The following is a 12,654-nucleotide window of genomic DNA, read 5'->3' on the forward strand; positions in this document are numbered from 1 at the left end:
CTGACATGCGCACCCATCGATGGACGACGCTCGGGGGCGTGGCGGCGATGCTGCTCACCACGATCGCCCCGCTGACCCTCCTCACCACGTCCGCGGCGGCCACCTCCACCGGGGCCACCGCCGCGCCGCCCGCCACGAGCGCGGCCTGCCCCCGCGACGCCAAGGACACCGGGCCGGCGACGTGCCTCCTGCGCGCCGGCACGGGAGGCGGCGACCAGCCGCTGCCGCGCGTCACCGCCGGCCGCGGCCCCCTGACCGCCGGCGACCTCCAGGAGGCCTACCGGCTGCCCGCGGACTGGCTGGGCGGCGGCCAGAGCGTGGCCGTCGTCACCCCGTACGACAACCCCGCGGCCGGGGACGAGCTGGCCGAGTACCGCAAGGCGAACGGCATGCCCCCGTGCGACGCCGACTTCCCGTGCTTCAAGAAGATCAACCAGCGCGGCGGCGACACACCGCCCGCCCCGAGCCCCGCCTGGGCGGTGCACAGCAGCGTCGGGCTGCAACTCGCCGCGGCGGCCTGCCCGAACTGCAAGCTCCTGCTGGTGCAGGCCGACGACCCCTCCCTGGACAGCATGGCGGCGGCCGTCGACCAGGCCGCCGCGCAGGGCGCCACCGCGGTCGTGCCCATGTGGGGCGTGGCCGAGTACGACGGCCAGAACGCCCTGGCCGCCCACTTCGACCACGCGCCGACCACCGTCGTCGCCCCCTCCGGCCAGGGCTTCAACAACGGCGGCCGCCAGATCCTGCCCGCCGCCTACCCGTCGGTGATCGCCGTCGGCGGCACCCAGCTCTACCGGGACTCCGCCACCACGCGCGGCTGGAACGAGTCCGTCTGGCGCGACACCGCCTCCGGCTGCTCGATGTACGGGACGCGCCCGGCCTGGCAGCCCGCCGGAGCGTGCGGCAGCCGGCGCACCGTGGCCGACGTCGCGGCGGTGGGCTCCGCCGACACCCCGGTCCAGGTCTACAGCACCAGCCTGGGCGGCTGGGGCACCGCCGCCGGCACCCCCGTCGCGGCGGCGTTCATCGCGGGCGTGTACGGCCTGGCCGGCACCGACTCATCCACCCCGGCGGGCCGGCGGCTCTACGCCTCCGCCCAGTACCTGAACGACATCACCGCCGGAAGCAACGGCGCCTGCGGCGGCGGCAAGATCTGCACCGCGGCGCGCGGCTACGACGGGCCCAGCGGCATGGGCACCCCCAACGGCACCGGCGCCTTCTAGGAGGACCCTGATGCGAACACCACGATCCCCCCGCAGGCGGCTGCGCACTGTCACCGTCAGGGCCACCGTCGCGGCCGGCCTGACCGCCCTGCTGAGCACCGCCGCCACCTCCGCCACACAGGCTCCCGCCGCAGCCCGGACGGACTGCGTACCGACCTGGACGATGCTCGACGCGCCCGCCGGCGAGGGCGTCGTCGACGTCGACGTGATCTCGCGTGACGACGTGCGCTTCTCCGAACAACTCGAGGAGGGCGCCAGGTCGCTGCGCTGGAACGGCCGCGAGCTGGTCGAGAACGGCCCCCAGATCCCGGTGCCCGCGCGTACCGGGAACCTCTTCCAGGTGGGCGCCGGCTCGTTCACCGCCGGCGGCGGCTGGTCGCTGGTCAGCCTGCACGGTTCCTTCCAGCCGGACGGGACGGGCGTGCTGGCCCGCCTCGACCGCGACCGCTGGACGCTCACCCCGGCGGGCGCGTCGCAGAGCCCGGACGCCGGACCGGCCTGGCTGTCGGACGTCGCCACGGTGAAATCCTCCCAGGCGTGGGCGGTGGGCCGCGTCGACGGACCGGCCGGCGGCGCGCTCATCCAGCGCTGGGACGGCACGGAATGGACGAGCGTCGACCACCCCGCCGCCCGCCGCGCCGCCGCCGCCCTGACGTCGGTGAAGGCGGTGCCGGGCGGCGGCGTCTGGGCCGCCGGCTTCCAGAAGAACGAGCAGACAGGCTCGTACCAGCCGCTGGTCCTGCGCCACGACGGGACGGCCTGGGCCGACGTCGCGCTGCCCGACCCCGGCGCGGAAGGAATGCTGTACGCGCTCGACGCCTCCGGCCCCGACGACGTCTGGGTCGCCGGCATCTCCGGCAGCCAGAGCAGCCCGAGGCCGCTCCTGCTCCACTGGGACGGCCAGAGCTGGACCACCGTCCCCGCACCCCAGCCCGGCCCCTACGGCGGCGACATCTTCAAGCTGTACGCCCCCGCCCCCGGCCAGCTGTGGGCCCTCACCAACGACAGCAGCATGGGCGTCTTCCACGTGCAGCACTGGGACGGCGCCTCCTGGCAGGAGGCCAAGCCCCAGGGCGAGCAGCCGGAGGCGTTCGGCTTCATCTTCCACGACGTGGACGGCAGCGGCCCCGACGACGTCTGGGTGACCGGCACCTCCACCCGGACCGAGCCCTCCGACATCGGCTACCCGGAGCTGCTGCCGCGCCGCCTGATCGCCCACCTGAGCTGCGGGAGAAAGTGACATGAGAGTTCCCCGAAAGTCACCCGCCCTGGCGTGCGCCCTGACCCTGCTGGCCACCGCCCTGTCGGGCGCCGTCCCCGCACAGGCCGCCGCGGACGACCCGGTGATCGCGCCGGAGGTGCTGGCCGGCTTCGACGCGCGCCCCACCACGGACTTCTGGGTGCGCATGTCGGGCAAGGCCGACCTCGCCCCCGCCAAGAAGATCGCCGGCCGCACCGCCCGCGGCCGGGACGTGGTCGAACGGCTGCACGCCAGAGCCGACCGCGACCAGGAGCCCCTGCGCAAACTGCTCAAGGCGGAAGGAGTGAAGTCCACGGCGTACTGGGTCACCAACGCCGTCTACGTCAAGAACGCCTCCAAGGCGCTGGCCAAGAAGATCGCGAAGTTACCCGGGGTCGAGGAGATCCGCGCGCCCGTCACGTACACCATCCCCGAGCCGACCCGCAGCACGCCCACCGGGGCGGCCGCCGCGACGAGCCTCGCCTGGGGTGTGACCAACATCAACGCCGACGACGTGTGGGCGCGGACCGGCCGCCGCGGCGAGGACATCGTCATCGCCAACATCGACTCCGGCGTCCAGTACGACCACCCCGCCCTGGTCAAGAGCTACCGGGGCAGCAACGCGGACGGCACCTTCACCCACGACTACAACTGGTACGACCCGCTGCGCGAGTGCCCGAGCGACGCGCCGTGCGACAACAACTCCCACGGCACCCACACCATGGGCACCATGGCCGGCGACGACGGCCAGGGCAACCAGATCGGCGTCGCCCCCGGCGTACGCTGGATCGCCGCCAAGGGCTGCACCACCAGCCAATGCTCGGAGGAGGCCCTCGTCGCGTCCTCGCAGTGGATGCTCGCGCCCACCGACTCCACCGGCGCCGACCCCGACGCGTCCAAGCGCCCGCACATCGTCAACAACTCGTGGGGCGCGAGCCTGACCACCCAGCCGTTCATGGAGGACATCCAGCTCGCCTGGGCGGCCTCCGGCATCATGGGCATCTGGTCCAACGGCAACGACGGCCCCGGCTGCCAGACCTCAGGATCGCCCGGCGGGCGCATCATCAACTACTCGGTCGGCGCGTACGACGTCGACAACAAGATCGCGAGCTTCTCCAGCCGCGGTCCCGGCCAGGACGGCGAGATCAAGCCGAACATCTCCGCACCGGGCGTGAACGTCCGCTCCTCGGTGCCCGGCGGCTCCTACGCCTTCTACAACGGCACCTCGATGGCGGCGCCGCACGTCGCGGGAGCGGTCGCGCTGCTGTGGTCGGCCCGCCCCGAGTACGTACGCGACACCGCGGCCACCCGCCTGCTGCTCGACCTGTCGGCCATCGACACCGACGACACCACCTGCGGCGGCACCGCGGCCGACAACGCCGTCCACGGCGAAGGCCGCCTTGACGCCCTGGCCCTGGTCGAGGCCGGCACGCGGGGCACCGCCACGCTGGCCGGCACCGTCACGGACGCCACCACCGGCCGGCCGGTCGAGGGCGCCACCGTCACCCTCACCGGCCCGCTCACCCGCACCTCCACCCTAGGCGCCGACGGCGCCTACCGCTACACCCTCGTCGCGGGGGAGTACCAGCTCAAGGCCGAGGCGTTCGGCTACCAGACCACCACCAAAACGGCCACCCTGACCAAGGACGGCGCCCTCACCCTGGACGTCGCCCTGCCGCAGACCGAGCGGATCGACCTGACCGGCACCGTCGCCGACGCCTCCGGCCTCGGCCGCGGGCTCGCCGCGCAGATCACCGCCGACGACGGCAAGGGCCACACATGGAACGCCGAATCCGACCCCGACACCGGCGCCTACACCCTGTCCCTGCTCCCCTCGATGACCTACACCCTCACCACCCGCTCCACCGAGCCCGGCTACGACCCGTCCGTCCAGCAGATCACCATGGGTGAGACGGGCCGGCGGCTCGACCTCGGCCTGACCGTCTCCCTGTCCTGCGTCGCCCGCGGCTACGAGGTGATCCGCGACGGCAGCACCGAGCCGTTCGACGGCACCACGGCGCCCAAGGGCTGGACGGTCACCAACGTCGACCCCCGCATCCCCAACTACGCCCACCAGCCCGGCTGGGTCTTCACCGACGCCGGCGGACGGGGCAACCACACCGGCGGCGCGGGCGGCTTCGCCATCGTCGACTCCCTGCACTCCGGCAAGGGCCACCTCCAGGACACCTACCTGACCAGCCCCTCCTACGACCTGACCGGCCGGACCTCGGCGACCCTGGAGTTCGCCCACGACCTGAAGCCGGCGGTCAACTCCACGACCGGCGTCGACCTCAGCGTTGACGGGGGCCGTACCTGGAAGACCGTGTGGTCGGCCAAGGGCTTCCCCGGCGCTCCTGGACCCGCCGTCCACGTCATCCCGCTGCCGGACGCGGCCGGCCAGGCCGACGTACGGCTCCGCCTCCACTACCGGGGCCAGCTGTCCGGCTGGTGGGCCGTCGACGACGTGTTCGTCGGCGACCGCACCTGCCGCCCCGCAACAACCTGACCCTGCCACGGGTCGCCGCTGCCCCCAAGGTCCCGGGGGCAGCGGCGACCCACGTGCGATTCAGCGTTGAATCCATCCATGCATGACCTCGACCACCTGGTGGCCTCCTGTCCGTACGAGACTGCCGGAACCACCCTTCGACTCGTTCCCTCCTGACGCCGACCGGGCCCCGTCCGCGCTGATCACCATCGACGTGCAACGGCCAAAGGCGGCCGGTTGGCAGGCCAATTCGAAGTCGAGCAGCGCGACGACACGGGCCGATCGAGGGCAGCTGTTGCCTCCCCCGGGCTCTGAGGGAAGAAGGGCGATCGAGGTCGGGCGTGCGGTGCGGCAGCAGCCACATCGACGCCATGGACATGACGTGCTCGTTCCCACATCTGCTCGATGGCGCGGGATCGGGCCGTGTCATCAAGTGACGGCCAGACCTCTTCCAAGTTCTCCCCGGCCACCCGGCGGGACAGCACCCACTCGTGACCGTGCCAGACGCCTGCATCGATGATGCGGGGATAGCCGACTTCCGGAGGAAGAAGCCTCACCAGCCGTTCCTCTCGGAGCAAGTCGGCAGCTCCTGGCTTGGTCGCCATTCGCACGACGAACTCATCGGTCAGCCATGTGGCATTGGTCCAGCCCCGGCCGCGCTTCGCGCTGCCGGCTGCTGGGGGCGGCTGCGGGGAGCTTCGCTTCGTGTCCGGGGCGGGGTGCGGGCGCGTCCGCTACGCCTGAGGTGCCACGCCGAAGCGTAGGAAGCCGGCGATGCGGGGGGAGAACGTGAGCGGGGTCTGCTCGCCGAGCGACGAGCGCAGGCCCGCCGCCACGTCGGCGTCCGGCTCACCGAACACCTCGAAGTGCTCCACCCGGCAGTGCTTCATCACGTCCTGGATGAACGGGTCCGCGAGTTTCCAGTGCACGCGGACCGCGTCGGAGTCCCGATACATCTGGAAGCTGTGCGCGAGCATCCGCGTCTCGTCCACGAAGGTCTGCACCATCAGCTGCGGGCCATGCTGCTGGACGAACTCCACGGCTCGGGCGATGGCAGCGCGGAAATCCTCCAGGTGGCCGTCGGTGATGCGCATGGTGTTGCGGAAGAGGAGGATTGTTTCGTCCTGGTGGCTCATGACGCGGTTCAGCCTTCCCTTTCCAGCAGCTCGAACAGGCTCGAGAATCCCTGTTCGCCGTTACCGCCGGCGATCCGGCGATCCATCAGTTCTTTGACCTGGCGCATCCGCATGGCTTCCACGCCAACGGACTCCCGGTGGTCGATCATGTCGTCCATCAGCGCGGCCTGGACGCGGAGCGGACCGAGGTCCGGCGGGTATTCCCCGCTCGCGACCGCCTTGGCGATCCCGGTCAGCAACGGCGCATAGGCGGCCAGCGAGCCGACGAAGCGCTCAGCGAACTCCGTCACATCGCCCCCTTCCGCCCGAACTAGCTTGAGCACGTGCAGGAAGCCGATGAGCATCTCGTAACCCATGGCGACCTGGGCCATGAACTCCACGGCGGCCAAGCCGGCGTCCTCGCCGTGGTAGCCGACGCCGCCCAACACCCGCAGGGCCGACTCGTGGGCGTCGAAGGCGCTGCGGGAACCGCTGAGCAGGACGGTGAAGTTCGATGTGCCGACATACGGCGGGTCTCCCATGAGCTTGCCGTCGATGTACTCGGCGCCGTGCTCACTCGCCCAGCGCTCGTTGGTGCGCGCCTGGGCGGGTGAGCCGCTGGTGAGGTTCACCAGCACCTTGCCCTCGACCACGTCATCGACCGAGGCCAGCACTTCGTCGACCGCTGCACTGTCGAGGAGGCAGACCACGACGAGCGGGCTGGCCGCCACCGCCTCCGTGGCCGTGGCGGACGCCGTGGCGCCGACGTCGACCAGCGGCGCGCACTTGCTCGCCGTCCGGTTCCAGACTGTTGTGCGATATCCGCGTTCGACGAACGTTCTGGCGATCGCCGATCCCATGGAACCCAGACCGAGCACGGTGACCTGGCTCGCCGCGGTGGTGGGGTTGTCGGTCGTCGCTGGTGTCGTCGTCATGGTGCTCTCTTTCGTGTTGGATTCGGGTCGAAGGAATGGCCGCCGGCTCGACTCGGGAAGACCGCCCAACAGCGCGGTCATGTTGCGCTCGCCGGGTCGATGCTCGACAGCTTGTCGGGATTGACGATGCCGATCGCCGTTCCGCGAGGCGTCCAGGAAACGCTTGAGGAGCTCAGTGTGGTCGCCGGCGGCCGGGTTGATCCGGTCGCGGCCTACGGTCAGGCGGCCCGCTGCCCGGTGGTGCCATTGGCGGCGGACCGGCGAGCTGGGCGAACAGGCTTGGCGTGAGTTTTCGTTCCTCCGCACTCCGAGAGCCGGATCGTCGAGGTCAGCCGGCGAGCGCGGCGGCGATGGCGGGGCCGAATGCGGCGCCGAGCAGGTAGCAGAGGTTGAACTGGCCCATCGCCGTCGATCTGGCGCCGTCGGGCACCGCGGCGGCGGCGCGTGCCGCGAACGCCCCTTGTCCGGAGGCGGCGGCGAGGGAGGTAAGCGCCTGGGCGATGAGGAGGGCGGCCGGCGAGAGGCTGAGGCACGCCAGCCCCACGCCTGCCGCCGCCAGCCCGGGGAAGAGCCAGGCAACGGCCTTCACCGGCGCTTTCGCGGTGGCGGCGATCGTCCCGTAGGAGGCCAGCCCGCCGAACATCAGCGGCCCCAGGATGGCGGCTCCCACCTGGCCGCTGGTCCAGTCCGCCTGTCCGGCGAGCAGGGCGGGCAGCAGATAGATCATGCCGAAGTTGGTCGCGGCCAGCAGGAACGCCAGGCCGGACACCAGGAGGAACACCGGAGCGCGGACGATCGAGGCGGGCAGGAATCCATCGCGCCTGGACCGTAGGTGCAGCGCCAGCAGCCCACCGGCGGCCACGGCGGCCGTCCCCGCGACCGTCCATGAGTGAGGCACGAACACCAGCGCGGTGACCAACGCCGTCAGCAGCACCGCACCCACCGGGTCGAAGGGCGCGTCCGGCGCCGGCCCGGCGGGTCGGTGGCGCAGCACGCAGGGAACGGCGAGCAGGCTCAGCGCGGGCAGGGCCAGGCCCGCCTGCCAGGACAGCAGCTCCCCGACCAGGTCGGCGATCAGCGGCGCGGTGGCACCGACCGTCGCCAGCGCGGCCGTGACGAGCCCCATGGAGCGTGCCGAGCGGGTGAGGCTCATGGCGATCGTGGTGAACCCGGCAGTGCCGAGCCCTTGAGCCGCGCTGCCGAGCACGAGCGACGGCAGTGAGGGCAGGCTCACCACGAGCACCGCGCCGAGGGCGACCAGCGCGGCGCAGGTGAGCAGGGCCCGGCGTACGCCCTGGTGGCTCTGCAAGCCCGCCATCAAGGGGGTGCCGATCGCGATGGCCCAGCCGAAGGCGGTGACGATCCAGGTCACGGCGCCCAGGTCCAGCCCGAGATCGCGGGCGGCGTCCGGCAGGATGAGGCTGGGCCCGGCGATCCCGAAGGAGAGCGGTCCCGCCAGCAGCGCCAGCCAGGCCGCCGGAACCCCGCGGCCCGGAGCTGCGAGCTGATCGGGCGCTCCGCCGTGGGTGAAGGAGGCGGGGGTTGAGCTGCTCATCAGTCCTCCCCGCTCGCGGACAGCACCGGGTAGTCGGTGTAGCCGCGGTGGTCGCCGCCGTAGAAGGTGCTGGGGTCGGCTTCGGTGTACGGCCCGCCCGCCGCGATCCTGGCGGGCAGGTCGGGGTTGGCCAGCCACAGCCGGCCGAAGGCGATCGCGTCGGCCAGGCCGGAGCGCAGCGCCTCGATCCCGTCCTCGGGGTTCGCCGGCTTCTCGCCGCTCCACGGGTGCGGGTTGAGGACGAGCGGGCCCTCCCACTCGGCGCGGATGAGCTCGGTCACGTCGCGGGTGTCGTTCTCCGAGACGTGCACGTACGCCAGGTCGTACGGTGCCAGCGCGCGGGCCAGCTCCGTGTAGAGGATCTCCGTGTCGCCCTCCTTCATGCCGTTGTAGGAGATGCCGGGAGAGATCCGGATGCCGGTGCGGCCAGGCCCGATCACGTCGGTGACGGCCTGCACGACCTCCACGGCGAACCTGAGCCGTCCTGCCACCGAACCGCCGTAGGCGTCGGTGCGCCGGTTGGTGTTGTCCGACAGGAACTGGTGGATCAGGTAGCCGCTGGCGCCGTGCAGTTCGACCGCGTCGAAGCCGGCCTCCATCGCCAGCCGGGCCGCGGTGGCGAAATCCTCAATGGCCTGGTCGATGTCGGCCAGCGTCATCTCCCGGGGCGTCGGATGATCCAGCAGCCCTTCGGGGGTGTAGAGCCGCTCTCCGGAGCAGATCGCCGACGGAGCGAGGGGAAGCTCGCCTCCGGGGTACAGACAGGGATGGCCGATCCGCCCGGAGTGCATGATCTGGACCGCGATACGGCCGCCTCGCCGGTGCACCGCGTCCGTGACCAGCCGCCAGGCCGTCACCTGCTCCGGCGTGTGCAGTCCGGGGGTGTCGATGTAGCCCTGGCCGATCACGCAGGGCTGGGTGCCCTCGGTGATGATCAGGCCGGCGGCGGCGCGCTGGGCGTAGTACTCGGCGGTCAGTTCACCGACGAGCCCGCCCCGTGCCCTGTTCCGCGTCATGGGCGCCATGACCAGGCGGTTGGAAAGATCCAGCTCACCGATGGTCACGGGCGTGAAAAGCTCGTTCACGATCATCCTCCTCGTCACGAGATCGTCTTCGTTGCCACGAGGGTATGAACGGGCCTTTACCGGCCGAATCGGTAAGGTTTCGGTACCGGACTACTGGGATCGCGTACGTATCCCGGTAGGCACGGCCCTACGTATCCCGCACGAAAGGCTTGGTCGGTTGCTGTACGGCAGGGCGGGCGAGCAGGCCGCGATCGAGGACCTCGTGAACGCCGCACGTACCGGCCGCAGCGGCGGCCTCGTCCTGCGCGGCGAGCCCGGCATCGGCAAATCGGCGTTGCTCGACTGGGCCGCTGAGTACTGCACCGGCATCGGAGTGCGCGTCCTGCGGGTCACCGGCATCGAGGCGGAGGCGGATCTCGCCTTCGCCGGGCTCGTCCAACTGCTCTGGCCGGTCCAGGAACACCTCGATGCCCTGCCCCCGGCACAGGCGGCCGCCTTGCGGGCGGTGCTCGGCTCGGGCGGCTCGGACGGCTTGGGCGGCTTGGGCGGCTCGGGCGGCTCGGGCGCGCGGGACAGGTTCCTGTCCGGGCTGGCCGTGATGACCCTGCTGGCCCATCTGGCCGACGACGGGCCGCTGCTCTGCCTGGTCGACGACGCGCACTGGCTCGACCCCGCCACCGCCGAAGCACTGCTGTTCGCCGCCCGCCGTCTGACGGAGGAGAAGGTGGCGCTGCTGTTCGCCGCGCGGGAGGAGGGGTTCGCCGCCGCCGGTCTGCCCGAGATCCGCCCGTCGAGGCTGTCGCAGGAGGACGCGGAACGGGTGCTGGCCCACCGGGGCCTGACCCCCGCGGCCCGGGAACAGGTGATCGCCGAGTCCGAGGGGAACCCGCTGGCGCTGATCGAGTTCTCCTCCGAACGCAGGCGCTACCACGCGGCGGCCGGCCCGATCCCGATCGCCGACCGGGTGCTCGCGTCCTTCCGCTCACGCATCGCGCTACTGCCCGACAAGACCCGTCTCATGATGCTGATGATCGCCGCCGAGGGCCGTGGTGACCTGCCGATGCTGCTGAGCGCCGCGGACGCGCTCGGAGTCGGGCCGGAGGACCTGGAGGAGGCCGAGAAGGCCGGACTGGTCGAGGTGAGTGCCGCTGCCATCGCCTTCCGCCATCCCCTGATCCGCACCGCCGCCTACCAGGCCGCACCGCTGGCGCGGCGGATCGCCGTGCACCGGGCACTGGCGGACACGGCCACCGACGACGACTGCAGGCTCCGGCATCGGGCCGCGGCGACGACGTCACCCGACGAGGACCTGGCGGTGGCCTTGACGCGCGCCGGCGAACGGGCTCACGGCAGGGCCGCCTTCGCCGCCGCCGCCGGGCTGTGGGAACAGGCCGCGACCTACACCCCGCGCCCGCGCGACCGGGCCGCCCGGCTGGGCCAGGCGGCGGCGCTGGCGCTGTCGTCCGGCCACGCCGACCACGCCGCCACCCTCGTCGGCCAGGCCGAGGACTTGCTGAACGATCCCACGTCCCTCGTCACGCTGACCGAGGTACGAGCGGCGGTGGAGTTCGAGCGGGGAAAGGGCCGGTCGGCCGCCCGGCTCCTGTTGGAAGGGTGCCCCCCTGCCGACCCGGTGCGCGCCGTGCCCATGCTGCGCACGGCGGCTGGGTACGCCTGGATCTGCGGCGAGGCGGAGGTGATCCGGGGCGCGGCCGCACGGCTGACCGCCATGGGCACACAGGACCCGATGATCCAGGGACTGGCGCACCTGGTCGACGACGACTACGCGCGCGGCCTGCCGCTGCTGGCACAGTTCGTCGCGCACCCCCTGCCCGACGTCACCGGCCAGGCGCCGGGCAGCCTGCTGGAGGGCGCCACCATCCGGTGGGCCGCCTTCTGCGCGATGGTCATGGCCGACGACGACGCGGCCGCTGCCCTGGCCGGCGCCGAGGTGGCGCGGTTGCGCCGGCAGAGCCTGGTGGGGGCGCTGCCGCAGGTGCTTCAGGATCTGACCGGAGTGCACGTGCAGGCCGGCAGGCACCGTGACGCCGAGGCGTGCATCGCGGAGGCCGTCGAGCTGGCGCGCCACACCGGGATGCACCAGCGCGTGCCGCGGCTGCACTCGGTGCTGGCCAGAGTGGCGGCGATCGAAGGAGACGAGCAACGCTGCGTCCGGCTCGCCGGCGACCAGCCGGACGCCGGAGGCATGACAGGCCTCACCGCACTCTGCCTGCTCGACCTGGGGTACGGACGCTACGACCGGGTGCTGGAGCGGCTCGAGGCCGCGGCTCGAGGACCGCTGCGCCACCTGACGACGCTGGTCACAGCCGGAGCCGAGCAGGTCGAGGCGGCCGTGCGGCTGGGCCGGCCCGAACGGGCCCAGGAGCCCCTGCGCCGCCTGGAAGCCTGGGCACGCGCCGGGAACCAGCCATGGGCCGAGGCGGTCAGCGCCCGCTGCCACGCGCTGCTGAGTGACGACGAGGACGACTATCTGCGCGCTCTGGCCGCGCACCGGCGCACGAACCGGCCTTTCGAACAGGCGCGCACCGAGCTGGTGTACGGGGAGTGGCTGCGCCGGGCCCGACGTCGCACCGACGCCCGCACCCCGCTGCGGGCGGCGCTGCAGACCTTCGAGCGGTTGCGGGCCGCGCCGTGGCGGGCGCGGGCGGAGGCGGAGCTGAAGGCGACAGGAGAGTCCGTGCCGGCAGCCCAGCCGACGGCCGCCGACCCGCTGGACCGGCTCACGCCCCAGGAACTCCAGGTAGTGCGTCTGGCCAGGGACGGGAGCACCAGCAGGGAGATCGCTGCACACCTGTTCCTCAGCCCGCGCACGATCGAGCACCACCTTTACCGGGCCTACCGCAAGCTCGGCATCCGGTCACGCCGGGAGCTGGCCCACCTCGACCTCACCTGAACCACGCCGACATTCGCGCAGCCGCGCTCGCGGATGCGTAGGCGGCGGAAGGCGTGCAGCTGGGTGAAGGTGTTGGGTCGAGTCCGGGCGCGGTGCCTGGATTGCTCCAGGTCCGTTTCCCGGACCCGCCCGCCGAACCCGGCGTGCGACTCTCACCGCACC

General features: G+C 72.2%; 8 protein-coding genes. 4 read left to right on the top strand and 4 right to left on the bottom strand.

From position 1 onward, the window contains the following. Positions 1-5 precede the first annotated feature (5 nt). Genes AB0K28_RS50175 through AB0K28_RS50185 form a run of 3 tightly spaced genes read left to right on the top strand, consistent with a single transcriptional unit; the run spans position 6 to position 4,969 of the window. Positions 6-1,223 (top strand): hypothetical protein, encoded by a 1,218-nt coding sequence (locus AB0K28_RS50175; protein ID WP_364385361.1) that lies wholly within the window; start codon positions 6-8, stop codon positions 1,221-1,223. Between the two features lie 10 nt (positions 1,224-1,233). Beyond that, a complete protein-coding gene (locus AB0K28_RS50180; protein ID WP_364385364.1) occupies positions 1,234-2,463 on the top strand; it encodes a hypothetical protein in 1,230 nt (409 codons plus the stop codon). 1 nt (position 2,464) lies between these two features. Beyond that, a complete protein-coding gene (locus AB0K28_RS50185; RefSeq protein ID WP_364385367.1) occupies positions 2,465-4,969 on the top strand; it encodes a S8 family serine peptidase in 2,505 nt (834 codons plus the stop codon). 713 nt (positions 4,970-5,682) lie between these two features. Here the strand turns inward: AB0K28_RS50185 and AB0K28_RS50190 are convergent. The 4 genes from AB0K28_RS50190 to AB0K28_RS50205 all read right to left on the bottom strand — a co-directional run bounded on the left by AB0K28_RS50190 (position 5,683) and on the right by AB0K28_RS50205 (position 9,644). Further along, positions 5,683-6,084: a hypothetical protein gene (locus AB0K28_RS50190; protein ID WP_364385370.1), complete on the bottom strand. Its 402-nt coding sequence runs from the start codon at positions 6,082-6,084 to the stop codon at positions 5,683-5,685. Between the two features lie 8 nt (positions 6,085-6,092). Further along, positions 6,093-7,079: an NAD(P)-binding domain-containing protein gene (locus AB0K28_RS50195; RefSeq protein WP_364385373.1), complete on the bottom strand. Its 987-nt coding sequence runs from the start codon at positions 7,077-7,079 to the stop codon at positions 6,093-6,095. A 247-nt stretch (positions 7,080-7,326) separates the two neighbouring features. Beyond that, positions 7,327-8,553: an MFS transporter gene (locus AB0K28_RS50200; protein WP_364385376.1), complete on the bottom strand. Its 1,227-nt coding sequence runs from the start codon at positions 8,551-8,553 to the stop codon at positions 7,327-7,329. After that, the gene (locus tag AB0K28_RS50205) at positions 8,553-9,644 is read right to left on the bottom strand and encodes an alkene reductase (RefSeq protein WP_364385379.1); all 1,092 of its coding nucleotides are present in this window, start codon (positions 9,642-9,644) and stop codon (positions 8,553-8,555) included. The genes AB0K28_RS50200 and AB0K28_RS50205 overlap by 1 nt, the downstream gene beginning before the upstream one ends. A gap of 151 nt (positions 9,645-9,795) precedes the next feature. Between AB0K28_RS50205 and AB0K28_RS50210 the strand changes: the two genes are divergently transcribed. Then, a complete protein-coding gene (locus AB0K28_RS50210) occupies positions 9,796-12,492 on the top strand; it encodes an AAA family ATPase (protein ID WP_364385382.1) in 2,697 nt (898 codons plus the stop codon). Positions 12,493-12,654: the final 162 nt, after the last annotated feature.

The sequence above is a fragment of the Nonomuraea sp. NPDC049504 genome (assembly GCF_040676845.1).
Taxonomy (GTDB): Bacteria; Actinomycetota; Actinomycetes; order Streptosporangiales; family Streptosporangiaceae; genus Nonomuraea; species Nonomuraea salmonea.

Bases quoted from the DNA above. Each gene is read 5' to 3' on its own strand.
- AB0K28_RS50175 (WP_364385361.1), top strand. From the start codon at position 6: ATGCGCACCCATCGATGGACGACGCTCGGGGGCGTGGCGGCGATGCTG.
- AB0K28_RS50180 (WP_364385364.1), top strand. From the start codon at position 1,234: ATGCGAACACCACGATCCCCCCGCAGGCGGCTGCGCACTGTCACCGTC.
- AB0K28_RS50185 (WP_364385367.1), top strand. From the start codon at position 2,465: ATGAGAGTTCCCCGAAAGTCACCCGCCCTGGCGTGCGCCCTGACCCTG.
- AB0K28_RS50190 (WP_364385370.1), bottom strand. From the start codon at position 6,084: ATGAGCCACCAGGACGAAACAATCCTCCTCTTCCGCAACACCATGCGC.
- AB0K28_RS50195 (WP_364385373.1), bottom strand. From the start codon at position 7,079: ATGACCGCGCTGTTGGGCGGTCTTCCCGAGTCGAGCCGGCGGCCATTC.
- AB0K28_RS50200 (WP_364385376.1), bottom strand. From the start codon at position 8,553: ATGAGCAGCTCAACCCCCGCCTCCTTCACCCACGGCGGAGCGCCCGAT.
- AB0K28_RS50205 (WP_364385379.1), bottom strand. From the start codon at position 9,644: ATGATCGTGAACGAGCTTTTCACGCCCGTGACCATCGGTGAGCTGGAT.